Below are 22,349 nucleotides of genomic sequence, written 5' to 3' on the forward strand. Positions count from 1 at the left end.
CTGCTTTATTTTTTATAGATGCCCGCTTCCAGCACGACGTCGCCGACGCGCAGGATGTAGGTGGTCTTGGGTTCTATCTTGCCGGTGGCAGGATTCTTGTACTGGTAGTCGACCCAGCCATGGCCTTTTTTGGCGGCCAGCTCGATGATCTCGCGGCGGTATTTCTTGCCGCTGGCGTCAGGCATATCGGTCAGGTCCTTGCCGACGATGCTGGGGTTGACGGGATGGGCCAGCACGATGCCGCTGGCCAGATCGCGCACATCGATGTAGAGCGTGCCTTGCAGGTAGTCGGGATCTTTGGCACTGACCTTGCGCAGCAGGTCTTCCTTGCCATGGGCCTTGAGGTAGGCCGCACCTTTTTCCACCATGGCGATGGCGTCTTTCTGGGTCGGTTCGGCCGCATGGCCAGACAGGGGCAGCAGCAGGGCCGTACTGGCGGCCAACAGGGAGAGCAGTTTCATGGCAGGTCCTCGCGGTGGGAGAGTGGTTGGGCGGTGACGGAACAGCTAGCTGCTGAACTGTACGCCGCTGCTGACGCGAGGAATTGCGTTGCCGCAAGTTCTAGCTTGCTGGCAAGTTTGTGCGCTATCTGCATCAAGGCAAAGAAAATTTCCGGGCATCATTTTTTAAATGATTGACGCACGGCAATTGCAAGCTGGCCGCGCGGCCTAGCATGCAGCTTCAGCCCGACCACTGTTCCGGTCCCACCCAGCCCCATCTGTGAGAGGAAGTGCCATGAATATCGTGCCCATGCGCGACGCTGCCGCGCCCAAGTTCCAGCCGTATATCCGCCAGACCATCAGCCGTGCGCGCCAGTGGGAATGGCTGGCGCCCGATCTGCAGGAAGCCGTGCGCGTGGTATCGCATGTGCTGCCGTTCCGCACCAATGCCTATGTGATGGACCAGCTGATCGACTGGAACAACGTGCCCAACGATCCCATCTTCCGCATGACCTTCCCCCATCGCGACATGCTGGCGCCGGACGATTATGCGCAGTTGCGCGAACTGGTGCTGGGGCAAGGTCAAGGACAGGCCCCGTCGGCGGCGCTGGCCGCGCTGGTGCAGCGCATCCGCCTGCGCATGAATCCCCATCCGGCCGGGCAGATGACGCACAATGTGCCGCGCGTGAACGATGCGCCGCTCAAGGGCATGCAGCACAAGTACAAGGAAACCGTGCTGTTCTTCCCCAGCGCTGGCCAGACCTGCCATGCGTATTGCACCTTCTGCTTCCGCTGGCCCCAGTTCGTCGGCATGGACGACATGAAATTCGATGCAGCCGAATCGCAGCAACTGGTGCACTATCTGCGCCTGCATCCGGAAGTGACGGATGTGCTGATCACCGGCGGCGATCCGCTGATCATGAATACCCGCGCACTGGCTGCCGTGATCGAGCCGCTGCTGGTGCCGGAGCTGGCGCACATCCAGAACATCCGCATCGGTACCAAGTCGGTGGCCTACTGGCCGCAGCGCTTCGTCACCGACCGCGATGCCGATGATCTGCTGCGCCTGTTCGAAAAAGTGGTGGCCAGCGGACGCAATCTGGCCGTGATGGGCCACTACAGCCATGCAGTCGAGCTGCGCCCCGAGATCGCCCAGCAGGCTGTCAAGCGCATTGTCGGCACGGGCGCCACCTTGCGCATGCAGGGGCCGCTGATCCGCCACATCAACGAAGACCCGCGTAGCTGGGCCGAATTGTGGCAGACCGGCGTGCGGCTGGGCGCGATTCCCTAATATATGTTCGTCGAACGCGACACGGGGCCGCGCGAATACTTCCAGCTGCCGCTGGCCAGAGCGCACGAGATTTTTCAGGCGGCCTACCAGATGGTGTCCGGCCTGTCGCGCACGGTGCGGGGGCCATCCATGAGTGCCTTCCCCGGCAAGGTGGTGATAGACGGCGTGGCCCATATCGGCGGTGAAAAAGTGTTCGCCCTGCAGTTCCTGCAGGCGCGTAATCCCGACTGGGTGCGCAAGCCGTTTTATGCCCGCTACGATGCCAAAGCGACCTGGATGGATGAGCTGCAACCGGCCTTCGGCAAAGAGAAGTTTTTCTTCGAAGAGCAGGGCGGCAGCCGCAGCGAGCCCGCGCCCGACTACACGCCGCGCAAAGTGATACCGCTGCGCCGCGCTGCTGGCGCCAGTTGCAGCGGCGCCGGCTCCGGCTCTGGCTGTGCCTCCGGCTCCGGCGCTGACCTGCCGCATTCGGCCTAGGTGTCATCATGTCCGACCGCCACCTGTACGGCATGGTGTTTCTGCCTTTTGCTTTCGGCCACTTCCTGCAATGCCTGCTGCGCAATGTGAATGCCACGCTGGCGCCGCAGCTGATGGCGGCACTGGCACTGACACCGGGCCAGCTCGGCCTGCTCACCAGCGTCTACTTTTTCAGCTTCGCACTGGTGCAGCTACCGGTCGGCATGGCGCTCGACCGCTGGGGACCGGCGCGGGTGCAATGGCCCATGCTGCTGCTGGCAGTGCTGGCGGCACTGGGCTTTGCCGGTGGCCAGCAATTCAGCCAGCTACTGGCAGCGCGCGCGCTGCTGGGCTTCGGGCTGGGTGGCTGTTTCATGGCGGCGCTGAAAGCCTTTTCGCTGTGGGGGGAGCCGGCGCGGCTGCCTAGCCTGCAGGGCTATCTGGTGGCGGTGGGTGGCCTCGGTGCTGCCTCGGCCACGCTGCCCGTGCGCTGGCTGCTGCACTACGCAGGCTGGCGCGGCGTGTTCATCGGGCTGGCCCTGCTGGTACTGGCGGGGGCGCTGCTGTTGCGCTGGCGCGCGCCGCGCGCGGCTATCGATGAAGGCGCACCGGCCAGCAGTGCGGCGCTGCGGCTGGTGCTGCAAGATGCCAGCTTCCGGCAGGTGCTGCGTTTGCTGCTGGTGCCGCACATGGTGTATTTCGGTGTGCAGGGGCTGTGGCTGGGGCGCTGGCTCAGCGATGCCGGACATTATCCGGAAGTGCAGGTCGGCTATCTGCTGTACCTGAGTATGGCGGCCATCATCTTCGGTGCAATCGTCATGGGCCGGCTGACGCAGTGGGCAGCGCGGCGCGGCATAGCCATGCTGCACATCGCCGCCTGCGGAGTGGCGTTGTTCCTGCTGGTGCAGCTAGCCATGCTGTGCCGCTGGCCGCCCGCCTTTCCCGTGCTGGCAGTGCTGTTCACGCTGACAGGAACAGCCACCGGCATGGACTACACCATCCTCGCGCAGAATATGCCGGCCAGCCTGAGCGCCCGCGCTGTGACGTTACTGAATCTGCTGATTTTCATGGGGGCGTTTGCCGTGCAGGCGGGCTTCGGGCTGGTGGTGGCGCTGTGGCCGTCCGCTGGCCAGCAGTCGCCAGTGCAAGCCTATCAGGCCGCCTACGGGCTGCTGATCATGCTGCAACTGCCGGGCCTATTGCGTTACCTGTGGCCTCAGCTATCCGGTAGAATGGGGCCACGTCCGGCCACTAGCCTCAGCACACCACGATGACGACATCTACCAGCGTGTTCAATGCCTTACCCGCCGAATGGCGCAACTGGATCATGGAAAATCTGGCACGCGGCTGCCGGCCGCTGGAAATGGCCAACAGCATGGCGGGGTCGGGACAGCACAGCATGGCCGTCGCCATGGCCGCCATTGACGCCGCCATCGCCTTGCGCGCGGGCGGCCACGAGGATGCGCCAGTGCAGAGCGCCTTCACGGCACCGCAGCAGATGCCGTATATCGATTTGAGCAGCAACCGTATCAGCACGCCGGACCGCGAGGTCGATGTGCTGTTCGTGCTGCAGCAGCCGCAGGTGATCTTGCTGGGGAATGTGCTCAGCAGCGAAGAGTGCGACGCCATCGTGGCCCATTGCGGCAATCGCTATACCCGTTCCACCGTCACCGCAGAAAATGATGGCGCCAGCGTGGTGCATGAAGGCCGCACCAGTGAAATGGCGTTCATCCGGCGCGGCGAAGCGGAAGTGGCCGAGCGCATCGAGCGGCGGCTGGCCGCGCTGGCCCACTGGCCGGTGGAAAACGGCGAGCCTTTCCAGTTGCAGAAATATGGCGTGACGCAGGAGTACCGCCCCCATTACGACTGGCTGGATCCGGACAGCGGTGGCCATCGCAGCCATCTGGCCATGGGCGGCCAGCGGCTGGCCACTTTCGTGCTGTATCTGAGCGATGTGGAGCAGGGCGGCGGCACGGCTTTCCCCGGGCTGGGGCTGGAAATCTATCCGCGCAAGGGTAATGCCGTGTGGTTCCTCAACACCGATGCCAACCACCAGCCGGACCGCCAGACCCTGCATGCGGGCGCGCCCGTGGTGCGCGGCACCAAGATCATCGCCAACAAATGGCTGAGGCAGGGGCGCTACGGTTAGAATGGCGGTCTACACCACCCTGCTAACCTAGGATAGATATGAGACTCGTGCGCTATGGCCGTCCCGGCAAAGAAAAACCCGGCCTGATTGATGATGAAGGCAAGCTGCGTGACCTGTCCGGCGTGATCAGCGATATCGACGCGGCACAGCTGGCACCGAAAGCCCTGCGCAAACTGGAAAAAATCCCGCAAGCCTCGCTGCCGCTGGTACGCGGCAATCCCCGTTTCGGCGTGCCGCTGGCGCGCGTGGGCAAGTTTATCGGCATAGGCCTGAACTACTCCGACCATGCAGCAGAAGCGGGCATGCCGATACCAAAAGAACCCATCGTGTTCATGAAGGCCATCAGCTGCCTGAATGGTCCCGATGATCCTGTCATGCTGCCGCAAGGCTCGAAGAAAACCGACTGGGAAGTGGAACTTGGCGTGGTAATCGGCAGCCGTGCCCAGTATGTGAGCGAACAGGATGCACTCAAATACGTGGCCGGCTACACCGTGGTCAACGATCTGTCGGAGCGCTCGTTCCAGCTCGAACGCGGCCCGCAGTGGGACAAGGGCAAGGGTTGCGATACCTTCGGCCCGGTCGGCCCATGGCTGGTGACGCCGGAAGATATTTACGACCCGCAGCAGTTGGACCTGTATCTGGAACTGAACGGCAAGCGCATGCAGACGGGCAGCACGGAAACCATGATCTTCACGGTGGCGCAGATCGTCAGCTACCTGTCCAAGTTCATGACGCTGGAACCGGGCGACATCATCGCTACCGACACCCCGCCCGGCGTGGGCCAGGGCCGCAAGCCGCAGCGCTTCCTCAAGAAGGGCGATAAGCTGCGCCTCGGTATCGCCGGTCTGGGCGAACAGCAGCAGGAAGTCATCGCCTGGCAGCCACGCTAGGCGCGCAGCTTTTCCGCCCGCGTTAGCGCGGCTTTGAGGGCGTCGCCCAGCCTTTCGGTGATATCGGCCAGTTCGCTATCAGTGACAATGAAGGGCGGCGCCAGCAGGATGTGGTCGCCGCGCTGGCCATCGATGGTGCCACCCATAGGGTAGACCAGCAGGCCGCAAGCCATGGCGGCGTCCTTCACCAGCGCATGCAGCGCCAGCGCCGGATCGAATGGCGTTTTGCTGCTGCGTTCCTGCACCAGCTCCAGCGCCATCAGCAAACCACGGCCACGGATATCGCCCACATGAGGATGGTCGCCAAACGCCTGGCGCAGCAATCGGCGCAAGGTGGCGCCACGGGTGGCCACGGCGCCCAGCAGATTGTCGCGCTGTATCACCTTCTGCACGGCCAGCGCAGCGGCCGCCGCGACAGGGTGGCCCATATAGGTATGGCCATGCTGGAAGGCGCCGCTGCCATCGCGCAGGCGCTGGGCGATGTGAGCCCGTGCCAGCACAGCGCCTATGGGCTGGTAGCCGGCGCCCAGTCCTTTGCCCAGCACCACCAGATCGGGCAGCACGCCTTCCTGCTCGAACGCGTACAGCGTGCCCGTACGGCCCATGCCGCACATCACTTCATCAAGTATCAGCAAAATGCCGTACTGGTCGCACAGCTTGCGCACGCCACGGAAGTAGCCGAAGGTAGGCGGCACGGCGCCTGCCGTCGCGCCTACCATGGTTTCGGCCACAAAGCCGATGATGCTGTGCGGGCCATGGGCGAGTATGCACTGTTCCAGTTCGGCCAGCAGCGCGGCCGTGTAATCGGAACTGGTCTGGCCTTCACGCCGCTCGCGGTATTCGAAGCAGGGCGCCACTCTGGGCACGTCCATCAGCAGCGGCTCGAACGGACGACGGCGCCATGCATTGCCGCCTATCGCCAGTGCACCGAGCGTATTGCCGTGGTAGCTCTGGCGCCGCGCAATCAGCAGGCTGCGTGCCGGCTGGCCCGCTTCCACATAATACTGGCGCCCCAGCTTGAGCGCCGCTTCCATCGCTTCCGAACCGCCCGAAACCAGATAGACATGATCGAGGTCGCCCGGCGCATCGCCGGTCAGCCGCTGCGCCAGTTCTTCCGCCGCCTTGCAGGTGAAGAAGGAGGTATGGGCGTAAGCCAGCTGGTCCATCTGCGCGTGCATGGCGGCCAGCACTTCAGGGTGGCCGTGCCCCAGCGAGGAGACGGCCGCACCACCGCTGGCATCGAGATAGCTGCGGCCCTGCTGGTCGCGCAGCGTAATGCCGCTGGCACTGACCGCCACAGGCGGCGTACGGCGCAGATTCCGGTGTAGCAGATGGCTCATGGCGTGCTCTCGTGATGACGGAAGTCCGACAATAAACCAGCTGCACTTGTGTTCTGTTGATCTATGCCGCACCATGCTCAAAAAGCGGGGTCAGGTCGGGCAAAGTGTCGGGGTCAGGTCGGGCATCGGGGCACAGTTGAACTCCTGCATCGTTTGCCCCTTTGCCCGACCTGACACTTGCACTTTGCCCGACCTGACCCCATTCTTAAATAGGAGGTGGGATGGAAGATCGCTTGGGAGTGCTGCCGTTTGCGGCGATGAGCGCGGCGCAGCAGGTGGCTGCGCAGGCGGTAATCGATGGGCCGCGCGGTGCGCTGTATGGGCCCTTCGTGCCGCTGATCCGTAGTCCCGAACTGATGACGGCAGCCCAGCGCATGGGCGAATACCTGCGCTACCGCAGCGCCATCGGCACCCGCCTGACGGAACTGGCCATACTGGTGACGGCGCGCCACTGGAGCCAGCCGGTGGAATGGGCCATCCATGAACCGATCGCGCGCGAGTACGGCATCAGCGACGCCATGATAACGGCGATAGCAGCGCGTGAGCGGCCGCCCGCCATGGCGCCGGATGAAGCGCTGGTGTATGAGTTTTGCATCCAGCTACACCAGCAGCAGCGCGTCGACGACGCGACCTACGCGGCAGCGCTGGCGGCGTTCGGCGAACACGGGGTGGTGGATCTGATGGGGATTAACGGTTACTACACGTTTCTGGCGATGGTGATGAATGCGGCGCAGACCACCGTACCGCCATCGTCGGCGACACCCCTGCCGTGAGCAGGGGTAGCCGGAGCTGACTGGCTTAGCCGAGCAGCACGCGCTTGAGCCACGCGCTGATGTGCACTACTTCTTCCTGACACAGCGAGTGCTGCATATAGTAGTCGTGCCATTCGACGTTGTAGCCGAGCTGCTTGAGCAGATCGCGCGACTGGGTGGCGCGAGCGATCGGGATCACCGGGTCCATCTGGCCGTGCACCATGAAGATAGGTGTGGCCAGGCTTTGCGGCGTATGTTCGGCCGCTGCCTTGGCGGCTATCGGCACATAGCCGGACAGGCACATCATGCCGGCCAGTTTCTCCGGCTGGCGCATGCCCGTCTGCAGCGTCATGGCGCAGCCTTGCGAGAAGCCGGCCAGAATGATGCGGTCAGCCGGAATGCCGCGCGCTTTTTCACGCGCGATCAGTGCTTCCACCTTGGCTTGCGAAGCGCGCAGACCGGCTTCGTCTTCCTGCCGGCCCAGATCCGTGTTGACGATGTCATACCATGCGCGCATGACGTAGCCACCGTTGATGGTGACCGGCATGGTGTCGGCATTGGGGAAAATGAAGCGGATGGCGGGCAGGCCGCTCAGATCGAGCTCGTGCAGCATGGGCACGAAGTCGTTGGCGTCCGCACCCAGGCCGTGCATCCAGATGATGGACACAGTCGGGTTGGCGCCGGTTTCTTTTTCGATGGTTTGCAGCAGTTGGCTCATGGAGTTCCTTATTTTGCGGGCGCACGCAGGGCCGACTTGGGACGGAAGGCTTTGCACTGGGCCGGATCGGTTTCCATATACGGGCCGCCGATCAGATCGATGCAATACGGGATGGCGGCAAAGATGCCGCCCACCAGCGTGGCGCCCTCGGCATCCTTCAGGCCGCCCAGCGTTTCGGCGATGGCCTTGGGCTGGCCCGGCAGGTTCAGTATCAGGGCTGCGTGGTCGGCCGTTTCGCGGATCACGGCGGTCTGGCGCGACAGGATGGCGGTCGGTACGAAGTGCAAACTGATCTGGCGCATCTGTTCGCCGAAGCCCGGCATTTCCTTGGTGCCCACGGCCAGCGTGGCTTCCGGTGTCACATCGCGCCGCGCGGGGCCGGTGCCGCCCGTGGTCAGCACCAGATGGCAGCGCTGCTGGTCCACCAGCTCTTTCAGGGTCGCTTCGATCTGCGGCCCTTCGTCGGCGATCAAACGGGTCTCGACGCGGAACGGCGTGGTCAGCGTGCGTGCCAGCCAGTCTTGCAGGGCAGGGATGCCCTGATCCTGATACACGCCACCACTGGCACGGTCGGAAACCGACACCAGTCCGATCAGCAGGGTGGCGTCGTTGTTCAGATTACTCGTCATCTTCTTCGGTATCAGTATCGGTGTCGTCTGCATCGCTGCTGGCAGCTTTTTTCTTGTCCGCTTCGATCTGCTTCAGAATCTGGAAGATTTCGCGGTAGGCCTTGGGCGGTTTGTTCTCGGCCTGTTCCTTGCGGGCGTTACGGATCAGGGTGCGCAGGTGCTGCACATCGAGTTCCGGATTTTCGGCCAGCAGAGTGGTCAGGGCGTTGTCGTCAGCCAGCAGCTTGTCGCGGCGGCGTTCCAGCGCGTGCATAGCGGCCGTATCGGCCTTGGAGGCGCCTTTCCAGCTATCGATGGCGCGCTGGATGGCCGCCACTTCCTCTTCGTCCAGCGTGCGCATCTTCTTGCCCACGAACTGCATCTGGCGGCGGCGGCCTTCGTGGTTGGTGATGGTCTGGCATTCGAGGATGGCGTCGCGCACGTCCTCGGGCATAGGCACCCGTTTTACGCGGTCGCGCGGTTCGTTGACAAGGGCTTCACCCAGTTCCTGCAGGGCGTTGACCTGACGTTTGAGCTCGGACTTGGAAGGGCGTTCGTACTCCTGCTCAAATTCTTTCGAGCTAAAGCCGACGGCTCCGCGATTAGGATTTACCATATTATTAACTTTCTCTTCGGTGCGTGGCCGCACCTGTAAACTGTAAACGACTGCTATGATACCTGTTTTAGCAGTCACCCGAAGATTACAGCCCATGAGCGATACCCATTTTAGCCATACTCAGGACCAGTTGAAACAGCTTGCACAGGACGTGCTGGCCTATGCCCGCGAGCAGGGCGGCACCGATTGTGCCGTCGAAATCAGCGAAGGCAGCGGCCTGTCGGTGTCGGTGCGCAAGAGCAAAATCGAGACCATCGAGCAGAACCGGGACAAGGGCATGGGCGTCACTGTCTTCGTGGGCAAGCGCCGCGGCAATGCCAGCACTTCCGATTTTTCCGCCGCCTCGCTGAAGGCCACGGTGGAAGCGGCCTACAACATCGCCCGCTTCACGGCCGATGACGATTGCGCCGGTCTGGCCGACGCGGATCAGCTGGAAATGTCCCCGCGTGACCTGCAGCTATACTACCCGTGGGACATCAGCACGGCCGACGCGGTAGCGCTGGCCCAGCGTGCCGAAGCGGCCGCGTTTGCCGTTGATGCGCGCGTGACCAATAGCGAAGGCGCCGGCGTACATGTGCAGCAGTCGCACTTCGTTTCGGCCAATTCGCGTGGTTTCATCGGCGGCTATCCGTATTCGCGCCACACGCTGTCGGTGGCGCCGATTGCCGGCAAGGGCGCGAATATGCAGCGTGACGACTGGTACTCGTCGGTGCGCGATGCGCGCCTGATGTCGTCGCCGGAAGCCATAGGCCGCTATGCTGCCGAGCGCGCGCTGGCACGCCTGAATGCGCGCAGCATCGATACCCGTACCTGCCCTGTACTGTTCGAAGCACCGCTGGCTGCTGGTCTGCTGGGCGCCTTCGTGCAAGCCACGTCGGGTGGTGCGCTGTACCGCAAATCCAGCTTCCTGCTCGATTCGCTGGGCAAGCAGGTGCTGCCCAAGCATATTCAGATCACGGAAGACCCGCACATCATCGGCGGCGTCGGCTCGGCGCCGTTCGACGAAGAAGGCGTGCGCACCCACAAGCGTGATGTGGTCAAGGATGGTGTGGTGCAGGGCTACTTCCTGTCCACCTACTCGGCCCGCAAGCTGGGCATGCAGACCACGGGCAATGCGGGCGGCTCGCACAATCTGGCGCTGACCTCCTCGCTGACGCAGGATGGCGACGACTTCGCCGGCATGCTGCGCAAGATGGGCACCGGCCTGCTGGTGACGGAACTGATGGGGCAGGGCACCAACTACGTGACGGGCGACTATTCGCGCGGCGCCTCCGGCTTCTGGGTCGAGAATGGCGTGATCCAGTATCCCGTCGAAGAAATTACTATTGCCGGCAATATGAAAGACATGCTGGCGCAGATCGTCGCCGTCGGTAACGACATACTGGTACGCGGCACCAAGCAGACCGGCTCCATCCTGATCGAAAACATGGTGGTGGCCGGTAGCTAAGGCCCCAAATTAAAACGGCGGCGGGACAGCCATAGCTGTGCCGCCGCCGCACAGCCCCGCCGCGAGGGCAAGGCCGGTGCTACTTTCGCATCACTGCATTACTGCTGCGCCAGCAGCGATTGCAGCACTGGCTGCAGCACGGCTTTACCCAGTTCGGCGCTGCGCGCGCCATTCCAGCCCGTTTCCGGATCCGGATCGTTGGCGTTGTCCTTGAACGGCATTTCCAGCGTCAGCGACAGGCAGCCGAAGGCGTGGGTGATGTGCGGCGAACCCATGGTCAGCGTCTCCGGCGTGTAAGGCGTTTCACCGTAGCCGTATTCGTCCTGGAAGTCCGGGCTGGCGATCAGGAAGTTATCGATGAAGTACTGCTGCGCCTCGGCCTGATCCGGCGTGAAGTCAGGCAGCGATTCGCTACCGGCCACGAACACGTAAGGCAGGCCTTCGTCGCCGTGCACGTCGAGGCACAGGTCGCAGCCGATTTCCAGCATCTTGTTCTTGACCAGGAAGACTTCCGGGCTGCGCTCCATGGTCGGGTTCAGCCATTCGCGGTTCAGATTGGCGCCGGCTGCATTGGTCCGCAGATTGCCGCGCACCGAGCCGTCCGGATTCATATTCGGCACCACGTAGAACACGGCTTCCTTCAGACACTGGCGGCCGAACGGGTTGGCCGGATCGAGCAGCGCTTCGACCATGCCTTCCACGAACCACTCGGCCATGGTTTCACCGGGGTGCTGACGGGCGATAACCCATACCTTCTGCTGCGCTTCCGGATCGCCGATCACCAGCATGTTCAGGTCGTGGCCATCGATGGTGCTGCCCAGATCGACCAGTTGCACCAGCGGCGACAGCTGGGCATTGTCCAGCAGGGCCAGATGGCGTTCCCACGAATACGGCTCGAAGTAGGCGTAGTAGACGCTGTCGTATTCCGGCGTATGCTCGACCGTCATCACCTTGCCGTCGTAGCGGGTCGGCACACGGAACCAGTTCTCGCGGTCGTAGCTGGCCACGGCCTGATAGTCCTTCCAGCCGTCCGGATAGGCGGCGCTACCGGCGTTGAGGAAGTTCATGGTCAGCGGCGTGGCTTTGCCACCCTGCACGCGGAAGTAGAACCACTGGGTGATGTCGGCGTGCGAGTCCTTGCGGATGTTCAGGTCGATATGGGCCGGATCGTCGGCGCGGATCACTTCGATGGCACCAGCGTCGAACTGGTGGCTGATTTTGATAGGCATGGCGGAATCCCGTAAATTCTGTGTTTGTCGTGTGCACTTGTGGCGCAGTGCCGACATGATACAGGGTTGTGCCGCACTGGTGCCGTTTCTGCGATTGCCAGCCCAGACAACTGGTTCTACACTGGGCAGCCAAACTACCCCCACAGGAGAACTGCATGCAACGTCGTTCCTTCCTCAAGCATGGCACGCTGGCGGCCGGCGCCGCAACGGTGGCCGCACCGGCATTGGCGCAGGGTGGCCCTGCCATTAGCTGGCGCCTCGCTTCCAGCTTCCCGAAAACCCTGGACACCATCTACGGCTCGGCCGAGCGCTTCACCAAGCGCGTGGCGGAATTGACGGGCGGCAAGTTTATGATTCGCCAGTTCGCTGCCGGCGAGATCGTGCCCGGGCTGCAGGTGATGGATGCGGTACAGGCAGGAACGGTGGAAATCGGCCATACGGCCTCCTACTACTATTTCGGCAAAGACCCTACGTTTGCTTTCGATTGCGCCGTACCGTTCGGCCTGACCTCGCGCCAGCAGACGGCGTGGATCGATCAGGGCGGCGGGCGCGAACTGCTGCGTGATTTCTTCAAAGGCCATGGCCTGATCAATCTGATGGCCGGTAACACGGGCACCCAGATGGGCGGCTGGTTCCGCAAGGAGATCAAAACGGTGGCCGATCTGAAAGGGCTGAAGTTCCGCATCGCCGGTTTTGCCGGCCGCACCATGGAGCGCATGGGGGTGGTGCCGCAGCAGATCCCCGGTGGCGATGTGTATGCGGCGCTGGAAAAAGGCACCATCGATGCCGCCGAGTGGGTGGGACCGTACGACGATGAAAAACTGGGGCTGGTGAAAGTGGCGCCGCACTACTACGCGCCGGGCTGGTGGGAGGCCGGGCCGCAGTTGTCGCTGTACGTGAACATCAAGGAGTGGGAAAAGCTGCCCAAGGAGTACAAGGCGGCCATCGAAGCGGCCAGCTTCGAATGCCATGTGGCGATGCAGGCCGAATACGATGCGCGCAATCCGGCTGCGCTGGCGCGGCTGATCAAGAACGGCGCCAAGCTGCACACCTTCTCCAAAGAGATCATGGATGCGTCGTTCAAGCACGCCACCGATATCATGGAAGAAGAAGCGGGCCGCAATGCGGCCTTCCGCAAGATCTACGAGCCGTGGAAGAGGTTCCGCAGTGACCAGAACCAGTGGGCGTCGGTGGCGGAAGCGCCGATGCAGAACTTCCTGATCAGCGCAGGCCGCAAGTAGGCGGCGTAGCTACCTCTGCCCGCAGTCCGTGACCACCTGCCCGCCGTGCGCGGCACGGCAGGCTGTCAGTCGTTGCGCTAGCTAGTTCAGGCCACCGAAGCGCTCGAAATAGGCTGCGCCGGCCGCGGGGGCTGCCGCATCTTCCTTCTGCAGGGCAGCATCGATATGCTGCTCGGCCGCGTCCTGCACGGCCAGATAGATTTCCCGCGCCAGTTCGTAAGCCTGGCTGCCCGGCCATGGTGCCGGCAGCAGTTCCAGCGGCAGTTGCGGATCATGCAGTTGCACACGCCGATAGGCGTGGATCACCAGCGTGCGCATGACGAAAGCCTGCTCCGGGGTGAACTTGATGGCCGGGTGCTGCAGCATGGCGGCCAGCGGCGCAAAGCGGCTGATGAAATGGCGATAGGCGCCCGCCACTTCGCTCAGATCCCAGCCGCTGGCCAGCAAATCCGTCAGCGGGCGCGCACACACCTGCCGTAGCGCCTTGCCCTGCACCACAAACACCTTGCCGGCGATGCCCAGCCGCTGCAGCAGCTCGTCCAGCACCACGGCTTCCGCCGCCGGATGGCCCATGATGCCGGGCGCAATCGCGCCATAACCTTCCCACAGCAGTTCCTTGCGCAGCGCGCTGCGCTCGGCCGCATTGAGGGCGCCGTCGCCATTGATTACGAGTGTCCAGCTGCCGTCCCAGCGATGCGTCAGCGGGGCGTAGATGCGGCGGTAGGCGTGGACGAAGCGCTGCATGGCCGGCGCCGTGATGGCATAGGAACTGCGGCGGCCATCGCGCTGGGCGCCCAGCCAGCCTTCCTGCGCCAGCCGGAATACGGAGGTGCGCAGCAGACGGTCGTTGACGCCGAATGGCGCCAGCAACTCGATCAGGCTGCCCAGCCAGACCATGCCGCCATGGGGCACGATGCTGTCGCCGAAGATGGTCACCACCAGCGATTTCGAGCGCGGCGGTTCGGTGGCGAGGAAGTCGTCTATCCAGTCTTGGCAATCCATGGCAGTTCGGTTCTAGCGGGTGGGTGCGGAAAAAAGCAGCAGTTTACTGGTCCTGCGGCGGGCGGCTGAAATTATTTCATAAGCTTGCCGATAGGATACACGAATATGATTTGAGTCAAAAAAATCGTAGTCATGCAAATATTTGTATCGTATTATGGCGCCATAAATTATTAGAATTATCTGGAGACAGCCATGTACGCACAAATGGTGGAGACTGGCTTGAACGCCGTCCGCTCGGCCGAGGACATGGCCGACGACGAACGTGCGTTTCAGGCGCGTATCGATGCCGGCATCAAGATCGAGGCCAAGGACTGGATGCCCGAGGCTTACCGGAAAACCTTGATTCGGCAGATTTCGCAGCATGCCCACTCGGAGATTGTGGGCCAGCTACCGGAAGGGAACTGGGTCACGCGTGCGCCTACGCTCAAGCGCAAGTCCATCCTGCTGGCCAAGATACAGGACGAAGCAGGTCACGGCCTGTACCTGTACAGCGCGGCCGAAACGCTGGGCGTCTCGCGCGACGAGCTGCTCGAAGCGCTACACAGCGGCAAAGCCAAGTATTCGAGCATCTTCAACTACCCCACGCTGTCGTGGGCCGACATGGGCGCCATCGGCTGGCTGGTCGATGGCTCGGCCATCATCAACCAGATTCCCCTGTGCCGCTGCTCGTATGGCCCGTATTCGCGCGCCATGATCCGCGTCTGCAAGGAAGAATCCTTCCACGCCCGTCAAGGCTACGACATCATGCTGGCGCTGGCACGCGGCACGCCCGAGCAGAAAGCCATGGCACAGGATGCGCTGAACCGCTGGTGGTGGCCGTCGCTGATGATGTTTGGCCCGTCGGACGCGGATTCCGTCAACAGCGCGCAGTCGAGCAAATGGCGCATCAAGTTGTTCTCCAATGATGAACTGCGCCAGCGCATGGTCGACCAGACCGTGCCGCAGGCCGAATACCTGGGCCTGACCATCCCTGACCCCAAGCTGAAATTCAATGCCGAAACGGGCCACTACGAATTCGGCGAGATCGACTGGGCCGAATTCCACAGCGTCCTGAAGGGCAACGGCCCATGCAACCGCGAGCGCCTGCGCACCCGTGTCACGGCATGGGAAGAGGGCGAGTGGTTCCGCGATGCGCTGCAAGCCTACGCCGACAAGCACGCAAAATAAGCCAGCCATAGTGCGGCATGCCGCAGACCGCAGCGCGAGCGCGGCACACACGAAGATAATTGGAGACCAAGATGAGCAAACAATGGCCACTGTGGGAAGTATTCATCCGCAGCCAGCATGGGCTGGCACACAAGCATGTGGGCAGCCTGCACGCACCGGATGCGGAAATGGCCGTCAACAATGCACGCGATGTGTACACGCGGCGTAATGAAGGCGTGAGTATCTGGGTAGTGCGTGCGGCCGATATCGTGGCCAGCAGCCCGGCCGATAAAGGCGCCCTGTTCGACCCTGCCAACAGCAAGGTGTATCGCCACCCGACCTTCTTCCCTATGCCGGAAGAAGTGAAGAACCTGTAAGCGGAGCCCAGCGTGGATAAGCACAACACCTTCGAATACCTGCTGCGCCTCGGTGACAACGCGTTGATCCTGAGCCAGCGCCTGTCGCAACTGTGCGGCAAAGGCCCGGCCATGGAAGAGGATATGGCGCTCACCAACGTGGCGCTGGACCTGCTGGGCCAGACCCGTTTGTGGTACAGCTATGCGGGTGAACTGGAAGGCGCAGGGCGCGATGAAGATGCGCTGGCCTTCCGCCGAGATGCTCACGAATTCCGCAACTGCCTGCTGCTGGAACAGCCTAACGGCAATTACGCCGACACCCTGGTGCGCCAGTTCTACTTCGATACCTGGCACTACTTCCTGATCGAAGGCCTGACCCGCAGCAGCGATGCGCGCATTGCGGCGATTGCAGAAAAGTCGCTGAAGGAAGTCAGCTACCACCTGCGCCGCAGCGGCGATCTGATCGTGCGCCTTGGCGATGGCACGCAGTTCAGCCATGCGCGCACCCAGGCTGCCGTCGAAGCGCTGTGGATGTATAGCGGCGAGATGTTTGCCTACGACGCGCTGGATCAGGCCATGGTGGCCGCCGGCATCGCACCTGATGGTGCAGAATTGCGCAGCCACTGGCTGGCACATGTCGAGTCGATTTTCAAAGAGGCGACGCTGACCATGCCACCGGCCGATGCATGGATGCAGAGCGGCGGCAAACAAGGCCGCCATAGCGAGCATCTGGGTTATGTGCTGGCAGAGATGCAGTTCTTGCAGCGCGCCTATCCGGGCGCAACGTGGTAAGGGTGGCACCATGAACGCCGGCCCAGGCAATATGGACAGCATAGACAGCTTGGCCAGCTTCACGCCAGCGCAGGTGTGGCAATGGCTGGGCGAGGTGGCCGATCCGGAAATCCCCGTGATTTCCATTGTCGATCTGGGCATCGTGCGCGATGTGCAGGTCAGCGCCGATGCCGTCTGCACGGTGGTGATTACGCCCACCTATTCGGGCTGCCCGGCCATGCAGGTGATCGCCGATGCCGTCACCGAAGCCCTGCGCGCGCATGGCGTGCAGCAGATCGAACTGCGCAACCAGCTCTCTCCCGCATGGACCACGGACTGGATGAGCGCCAGCGGCAAGGCGGCGCTGCGCGGCTACGGCATCGCACCGCCGGCCCAGCAGGTGATCGATATCAGCGGCCTGCAGCGCAATGCGCACGGTTCTGCGCACGCGGCCATCTCGCGCAGCGTGCCGGCGCCGCAGGTCGAGTGTCCGCACTGCGGGTCATTGCACACCACGCTGACCAGCCAGTTCGGCTCCACACCCTGCAAAGCGCTCTACAAATGTCTGGACTGCCACGAGCCGTTTGACTACTTCAAGTGCCATTAACGATAACAACATCATGAGCCAATTCCATACCCTGAACGTTGCCAAGGTTAGCCACGAAACGCGCGATACCATCGCCGTCACCTTTGCCGTGCCACCGGCCTTGAAGCAGGAATTTCAGTACCAGCAGGGTCAGCACCTGACGCTGCGCACCCATATCAACGGCGAGGAAGTACGCCGTTCCTATTCCATCTGCGCCAGCGTGCAGGAAGATACGCTGCGCGTGGCCATCAAGCGCATACAAGGCGGGCTGTTTTCCGGCTGGGCACATGATGCCCTGCAGCCGGGTGTGGCACTGGACGTCATGCCGCCCATGGGGCACTTCAACCTGCCGCTCGATCCGGTCAGCCGCAAGCACTATCTGGCCGTGGCCGCAGGTAGCGGCATTACGCCCATCCTCTCCATCATCAAGACCACGCTGGAGACGGAGCCGCATAGCAGTTTCACGCTGTTTTACGGCAACCGCGCTTCCTCGTCCGTGATCTTCAAGGAAGAACTGGCGGAACTGAAAGACAGCTATCTGGAGCGCCTGACACTGGCCTACGTCATGAGCCGCGAGCAGCAGGACATAGAACTGTTCAATGGCCGGATCACTGGCGAGAAGTGCAAGCAGCTGCTGCAGCACTGGGTCAAAGTAGAAGATCTGGACGCCGCCTTCATCTGCGGGCCGGAAGACATGATGCTGGGAGTTTCGGCAGCATTGCAGGACGCCGGCATGAGCAAGGCGCAGATCAAGTTCGAACTGTTCGCCACCAGTACCGCCCGCCATAGCCATAGCCATCGCAGCGAGCACGCGGCCGAGCGCCACGCCACGCAGGTCACCGTTATCATGGATGGCAATGCCAGCACCTTCTCCATGAATCAGGATCAGGAGTCCTTGCTCGATGCCGGCCTGCGCGCAGGGCTCGATATGCGCTACTCCTGCAAAGGTGGCGTATGCTCTACCTGCCGCTGCAAGCTAGTCGAAGGCAAGGTGGATATGGATGTGAACTACGCGCTGGAAGACTATGAAATCGCCCGTGGCTTTGTGCTGAGCTGCCAGAGCTTCCCCGTGAGCGACAAAGTAGTGATCGATTTCGATCAGGCCGAATAAATCACGCTGAAACATTCAGGGAGACAGCATGCAATACCAGAATATCCTGTTCAGTATCGAAGCCGGCATCGCCACGCTGACGCTGAACCGTCCCGACAAACTCAATAGCTTCACGCAAGCCATGCATGAAGAAGTGCGTGACGCGCTGGCCCGCGCCCGGGCAGACCGCAGCGTACGCGTATTCGTACTGGCAGCTTCGGGACGCGGCTTCTGCGCCGGTCAGGACCTGTCCGACCGCTCGGTGGCTCCCGGTGCCCCGGCCGTCGATCTGGGCGACTCGGTAGAAAAGAATTACGCCCCGCTGGTGCTGGCTCTGCGCGCGCTGCCCATGCCCGTGATCTGTGCCGTCAACGGCGTGGCCGCCGGTGCCGGTGCCAACCTGGCGCTGGCCTGCGACATCGTCATCGCAGCCGCTTCAGCCTCGTTCGTGGAAGTGTTCTGCAAACTGGGGCTGGTACCGGATACGGGCGGCACCTATTTCCTGCCACGGCTGGTGGGCAATGCACGTGCTATGGGCATGGCGCTGCTGGGCGAGAAAATTCCCGCTGCGCTGGCCGAAGAATGGGGCCTGATCTGGAAATGCGTGCCGGATGCCGAACTGGCCAGCACCGTGCAGGCCATGGCTCAGCACTTTACGACGGCGCCGACCAAGGGACTGGCTTACACCAAGCAGGCACTCTACGCCAGTGCGCACAACACGCTGGCCGACCAGCTGGCGCTGGAAGCGGGCATGATCCGTGAACTGGGCCGCAGCGCCGATTATCGCGAAGGCGTGGCAGCGTTCATGGAAAAGCGCGCGCCGCAATTCAAGGGAGAATAAGCATGGCCGCACTGGATACGGGCCGCACCGTCGCCGTCATCGGCACAGGCGCCATGGGCGCAGGCATAGCGCAGGTGGCGGCCCTTGCCGGCCACACCGTGCGCCTGTACGACAACCGCCCCGAGGCCGTTGCCAAAGCCATGTCCGACATTGCTGCCGCGCTGAATAAGCTGGTGCAGAAAGAGCGTCTGGGTGCGGTCGAATGTGCCGCCGCCATCGCCCGCATTCGCGCGGCCCTGAGCCTGAACGATGTGGCGGATGCCGGGCTGGTGGTAGAAGCCATCATGGAAAATCTGGACGTCAAGCGCGCACTGTTCGCCGAACTGGAATCCGTGGTTGGCGACGCCTGCATTCTCGCTACCAATACTTCGTCGATTTCCGTCACGGCCATTGCTGCGGGACTGAAACTGCCGCAACGGCTGGTAGGCATGCACTTCTTTAATCCCGTGCCGCTGATGGCGCTGGTGGAAGTAATTAGCGGCCTGGCGACGGATGCGGCCGTAGCGCAGACGGTATTCGACACGGCCGCTGCATGGGGCAAGAATCCCGTGCATGCGCGCTCCACGCCGGGTTTCATCGTCAACCGCGTGGCCCGTCCGTTCTATGCGGAGGGCTGGCGTTTGCTGGGCGAACAGGCGGCCGATGCCGTTACCATCGATGCCGTCATGCGCGATGCGGGTGGCTTCCGCATGGGGCCTTTCGAGCTGATGGATCTGATAGGCCACGACGTGAATTTCTCCGTCACCCAGTCGGTCTTTCAGGCCTACTTTAACGATCCCCGTTTCACGCCTTCGATCTTGCAGCAGGAACTGGTCAACGCCGGTTTCCTAGGTCGCAAATCCGGCCGTGGCCTTTATGACTACAGCGCTGGCACGGCGGCAGCTACTAGCGCACAGGCAGAAGCCCCGCAGCCCAAGCCGGAATACGTGAGCTACACGGTGGCGCAAGGTGCCGAAGCGTCGCACCTGCTGGGTGCAGCCATCAGCGATGCACTGGCAGCGCGCCTGCGTGCGGCAGGCATACACGTCAACCATCGCAAGGCACCGGAAGCACGTGCCCATGGCATGCAGGACGAGGCCCCGGCCTTCCACTGCAATGGCGCCGCTCTGTACCTGACGGATGGCCGCACCGCTACTCAACGCGCCAGCGATAATCATCACCCCGATACGGTGCTCTACGATCTGGCGCTGGACTATGGCAAAGCCCCGCGCATTGCGCTGAGCTGCGCCGACCAGTGCTCGCCTGCGGCCTATCAGGCCGTCGTGGGGCTGCTGCAAGCGGCAGGCTTCATCGTCACGCGGCTCGATGATGTGGCAGGCATGGCCGTCATGCGTACCGTCGCCATGCTGGCAAACGAAGCGGCCGACACGGTCAATCAGGGCGTCTGCAACGCGCAGGCAGTGGATACGGCCATGCAGAAAGGTGTCAACTATCCGCGCGGTCCGCTGGCCTGGGCCGATGCCATCGGCCTTGACCTGGTAGTGCGCGTACTGGCCCATCTGGCCGCTGGCTATGGCGAAGACCGCTACCGCGTCTCGGCACTGCTATGCCGCAAACTGGCCGCAGGAGCACGCTTCCATGCATAAAGTGGCGATAGATCCGCAGGCCGCACAGGCGCTGGCCGAAGCCGTGGGCGAGGCACTGTTCGCACGCGATCCCGCTTCTAAAGCACTGGGTATGCATATCGCTGAAATGCGCCCCGGCTATGCGCGCATGACGATGACGATACGGCCCGATATGCTGAACGGTCACCAGAGCTGCCACGGCGGTTTCATTTTCACGCTGGCCGATAGCGCCTTCGCCTTTGCTTGCAATAGCCACAACCTCAATACCGTGGGCGCCGCCTGCACCATCGACTATCTGGCACCGGGCCGGTTGGGCGATGTGCTGACGGCGGAAGCCGTGGAGCAGGTGCAGGCTGGCCGCAGCGGCGTGTATGACGTGACGATCCGTAATCAGGAAGACCGCATCATCGCCCTGTTCCGTGGCAAATCGCATCGCGTAGGCGGGGAGGTCCTGTCCTCTTCCGGAAATTTAGTCTAGAACGGTCTAAAACGGTCTAGAACGATCTAGAACAGTCTAGAAAAGTCTAAAACCTGCCTGTCTGCACGAGGCGCACGAGAACATAAAGAGAATTTCAGGAGACACTGTGAACGACGCATTTATCTGTGACGCAATCCGCACCCCGTTTGGCCGCTATGGCGGTGCACTGGCCAGCGTACGCCCCGACGATCTGGGCGCGCTGCCTATCGCTGCGCTCATGCGCCGCAACCCCAGCGTGGACTGGGGCCAGGTGGACGATGTTTACTATGGCTGCGCCAATCAGGCCGGTGAAGACAACCGCAACGTCGCCCGCATGGCTGCGCTGCTGGCCGGCCTGCCGGTGGAAGTACCTGCCTCCACCATCAACCGCCTGTGCGGTTCCAGTCTGGATGCCGTGGGCATGGCGGCACGCGCCATCAAGTCGGGCGAAGCCCGGCTGATTATTGCCGGTGGCGTCGAGAGCATGACGCGCGCACCCTTCGTCATGGGCAAAGCCGATAGCGCCTTTTCGCGCGCAGCCAAAATCGAAGACACCACCATAGGCTGGCGCTTCGTCAATCCGCTGATGAAGGCGCAGTACGGCATCGATTCCATGCCGGAGACGGCGGAAAACGTGGCACAGGAATTTGCCATCAGCCGCGCCGATCAGGATGCCTTTGCACTGCGCAGCCAGCAGCGCTGGGCCGCGGCCCATGCTGCCGGGGTATTCCGTGACGAAATCGAACCCGTCACGCTGGCGCAGAAAAAAGGCGATCCGAAAATCATCGATACGGACGAACACCCGCGCCCAGACACCACGCCGGAAATGCTGGCCAGGCTGAAAGGCGTGGTGCGGCCGGACGGCAGCGTCACCGCAGGGAATGCCTCCGGCGTGAATGACGGCGCCTGCGCCATCCTGCTGGCTTCCGCCAGCGCGGCAGAGCAATACGGTCTGAAGAAGCGCGCCCGCGTGCTGGGCATGGCCACTGCCGGTCTGGCGCCACGCATCATGGGCTTCGGCCCATCGCCCGCCTCGAAAAAAGTGCTGGCACAACTGGGTCTGAGCATAGCCCAGATGGACGTGATCGAACTTAACGAAGCTTTTGCTGCGCAAGGTCTGGCTGTTACGCGCGATCTGGGGCTGGCCGACGATGCGGCCCACGTGAACCCGAATGGCGGCGCCATCGCCATCGGCCACCCGCTCGGTGCCTCCGGTGCGCGGCTGGTGCTGGCGGCTGTCAATCAGCTGGAACGCACGGGCGGCCGCTACGCGCTGTGCACCATGTGCATAGGCGTGGGGCAGGGCATCGCCGTCGTGATCGAGCGCGTTGAGCACGTATAGCGGGTGAGGAGGCTGC

Annotated in this window: 22 protein-coding genes and 1 pseudogene; 16 read left to right on the forward strand and 7 right to left on the reverse strand. The window is 62.8% G+C overall.

The window, feature by feature from the left end:
• Positions 1–5 precede the first annotated feature (5 nt).
• Positions 6–461, reverse strand: a complete 456-nt coding sequence (locus GM655_RS01215; protein ID WP_155432823.1) for a cache domain-containing protein — start codon at positions 459–461, stop codon at positions 6–8.
• A gap of 289 nt (positions 462–750) precedes the next feature.
• Here GM655_RS01215 and GM655_RS01220 point away from each other — a divergent pair.
• From GM655_RS01220 to GM655_RS01235, 4 genes and pseudogenes are all read left to right on the forward strand, one after another.
• Positions 751–2,208, forward strand: a pseudogene (locus tag GM655_RS01220) (KamA family radical SAM protein).
• A gap of 8 nt (positions 2,209–2,216) precedes the next feature.
• On the forward strand, positions 2,217–3,461 hold the full coding sequence (locus GM655_RS01225; protein WP_155432824.1) for an MFS transporter: 1,245 nt from the start codon (positions 2,217–2,219) through the stop codon (positions 3,459–3,461).
• Positions 3,458–4,336: a 2OG-Fe(II) oxygenase gene (locus GM655_RS01230; protein WP_229632327.1), complete on the forward strand. Its 879-nt coding sequence runs from the start codon at positions 3,458–3,460 to the stop codon at positions 4,334–4,336. Before GM655_RS01225 ends, GM655_RS01230 begins: the two co-directional genes overlap by 4 nt.
• 38 nt (positions 4,337–4,374) lie before the next feature.
• Entirely contained in the window at positions 4,375–5,226 is an 852-nt protein-coding gene (locus GM655_RS01235; protein WP_155432825.1) for a fumarylacetoacetate hydrolase family protein, read from the forward strand.
• Here the strand turns inward: GM655_RS01235 and GM655_RS01240 are convergent.
• A complete protein-coding gene (locus GM655_RS01240; protein ID WP_155432826.1) occupies positions 5,223–6,566 on the reverse strand; it encodes an aspartate aminotransferase family protein in 1,344 nt (447 codons plus the stop codon). The two genes, GM655_RS01235 and GM655_RS01240, sit on opposite strands and share 4 nt — an antisense overlap.
• A gap of 221 nt (positions 6,567–6,787) precedes the next feature.
• Here GM655_RS01240 and GM655_RS01245 point away from each other — a divergent pair, with 221 nt between their 5' ends.
• A complete protein-coding gene (locus GM655_RS01245) occupies positions 6,788–7,339 on the forward strand; it encodes a carboxymuconolactone decarboxylase family protein (RefSeq protein WP_155432827.1) in 552 nt (183 codons plus the stop codon).
• 25 nt (positions 7,340–7,364) lie between these two features.
• On the opposite strand, the gene GM655_RS01250 is transcribed toward GM655_RS01245, so the two are convergent.
• The 3 genes from GM655_RS01250 to yjgA are packed head-to-tail and all read right to left on the reverse strand — an operon-like array spanning position 7,365 to position 9,260.
• Positions 7,365–8,036, reverse strand: a complete 672-nt coding sequence (locus tag GM655_RS01250) for an alpha/beta hydrolase (protein WP_155432828.1) — start codon at positions 8,034–8,036, stop codon at positions 7,365–7,367.
• Between the two features lie 8 nt (positions 8,037–8,044).
• On the reverse strand, positions 8,045–8,665 hold the full coding sequence (mog, locus tag GM655_RS01255; protein ID WP_155432829.1) for a molybdopterin adenylyltransferase: 621 nt from the start codon (positions 8,663–8,665) through the stop codon (positions 8,045–8,047).
• On the reverse strand, positions 8,655–9,260 hold the full coding sequence (gene yjgA / locus GM655_RS01260; protein WP_155432830.1) for a ribosome biogenesis factor YjgA: 606 nt from the start codon (positions 9,258–9,260) through the stop codon (positions 8,655–8,657). The genes mog and yjgA overlap by 11 nt, the downstream gene beginning before the upstream one ends.
• A 94-nt stretch (positions 9,261–9,354) precedes the next feature.
• Between yjgA and pmbA the strand changes: the two genes are divergently transcribed.
• On the forward strand, positions 9,355–10,707 hold the full coding sequence (pmbA, locus tag GM655_RS01265) for a metalloprotease PmbA (protein WP_155432831.1): 1,353 nt from the start codon (positions 9,355–9,357) through the stop codon (positions 10,705–10,707).
• Positions 10,708–10,805: 98 nt separating this feature from the next.
• Here the strand turns inward: pmbA and GM655_RS01270 are convergent, their stop codons facing one another.
• Entirely contained in the window at positions 10,806–11,936 is a 1,131-nt protein-coding gene (locus GM655_RS01270; protein ID WP_155432832.1) for a M14 family metallopeptidase, read from the reverse strand.
• A gap of 155 nt (positions 11,937–12,091) precedes the next feature.
• Between GM655_RS01270 and GM655_RS01275 the strand changes: the two genes are divergently transcribed.
• The gene (locus tag GM655_RS01275) at positions 12,092–13,177 is read left to right on the forward strand and encodes a TRAP transporter substrate-binding protein (RefSeq protein WP_155432833.1); all 1,086 of its coding nucleotides are present in this window, start codon (positions 12,092–12,094) and stop codon (positions 13,175–13,177) included.
• An 81-nt stretch (positions 13,178–13,258) separates the two neighbouring features.
• Here the strand turns inward: GM655_RS01275 and paaX are convergent, their stop codons facing one another.
• Positions 13,259–14,179, reverse strand: a complete 921-nt coding sequence (gene paaX, locus GM655_RS01280; protein ID WP_155432834.1) for a phenylacetic acid degradation operon negative regulatory protein PaaX — start codon at positions 14,177–14,179, stop codon at positions 13,259–13,261.
• A 192-nt stretch (positions 14,180–14,371) separates the two neighbouring features.
• On the opposite strand from paaX, the gene paaA reads away from it, so the two are divergent.
• The 9 genes from paaA (at position 14,372) to pcaF (ending at position 22,333) form a co-directional block, all read left to right on the forward strand.
• The gene (gene paaA / locus GM655_RS01285; RefSeq protein WP_155432835.1) at positions 14,372–15,346 is read left to right on the forward strand and encodes a 1,2-phenylacetyl-CoA epoxidase subunit PaaA; all 975 of its coding nucleotides are present in this window, start codon (positions 14,372–14,374) and stop codon (positions 15,344–15,346) included.
• 71 nt (positions 15,347–15,417) lie between these two features.
• A complete protein-coding gene (paaB, locus tag GM655_RS01290) occupies positions 15,418–15,702 on the forward strand; it encodes a 1,2-phenylacetyl-CoA epoxidase subunit PaaB (RefSeq protein WP_155432836.1) in 285 nt (94 codons plus the stop codon).
• A gap of 12 nt (positions 15,703–15,714) precedes the next feature.
• Entirely contained in the window at positions 15,715–16,473 is a 759-nt protein-coding gene (paaC, locus tag GM655_RS01295) for a 1,2-phenylacetyl-CoA epoxidase subunit PaaC (protein ID WP_371866675.1), read from the forward strand.
• Between the two features lie 10 nt (positions 16,474–16,483).
• A complete protein-coding gene (gene paaD, locus GM655_RS01300; RefSeq protein WP_308807390.1) occupies positions 16,484–17,059 on the forward strand; it encodes a 1,2-phenylacetyl-CoA epoxidase subunit PaaD in 576 nt (191 codons plus the stop codon).
• A 13-nt stretch (positions 17,060–17,072) separates the two neighbouring features.
• Positions 17,073–18,149 carry a 1,2-phenylacetyl-CoA epoxidase subunit PaaE gene (paaE, locus tag GM655_RS01305; RefSeq protein WP_155432837.1) on the forward strand — a complete coding sequence of 359 codons (1,077 nt, stop codon included), beginning with the start codon at positions 17,073–17,075 and terminating at the stop codon, positions 18,147–18,149.
• A 28-nt stretch (positions 18,150–18,177) separates the two neighbouring features.
• Positions 18,178–18,969, forward strand: coding sequence for a 2-(1,2-epoxy-1,2-dihydrophenyl)acetyl-CoA isomerase PaaG (gene paaG, locus GM655_RS01310; RefSeq protein ID WP_155432838.1), 792 nt, complete (start codon positions 18,178–18,180; stop codon positions 18,967–18,969).
• A 2-nt stretch (positions 18,970–18,971) separates the two neighbouring features.
• Positions 18,972–20,555: a 3-hydroxyacyl-CoA dehydrogenase PaaH gene (gene paaH / locus GM655_RS01315; RefSeq protein WP_155432839.1), complete on the forward strand. Its 1,584-nt coding sequence runs from the start codon at positions 18,972–18,974 to the stop codon at positions 20,553–20,555.
• Entirely contained in the window at positions 20,548–21,012 is a 465-nt protein-coding gene (paaI, locus tag GM655_RS01320; RefSeq protein WP_155432840.1) for a hydroxyphenylacetyl-CoA thioesterase PaaI, read from the forward strand. Before paaH ends, paaI begins: the two co-directional genes overlap by 8 nt.
• Before the next feature lie 106 nt (positions 21,013–21,118).
• Complete coding sequence (gene pcaF / locus GM655_RS01325; protein WP_371866676.1) at positions 21,119–22,333, forward strand: 3-oxoadipyl-CoA thiolase; 1,215 nt, start codon at positions 21,119–21,121, stop codon at positions 22,331–22,333.
• Positions 22,334–22,349 lie beyond the last annotated feature (16 nt).

Source organism: Pseudoduganella danionis, from assembly GCF_009720775.1.
GTDB classification, from domain to species: domain Bacteria; phylum Pseudomonadota; class Gammaproteobacteria; order Burkholderiales; family Burkholderiaceae_D; genus Rugamonas; species Rugamonas danionis.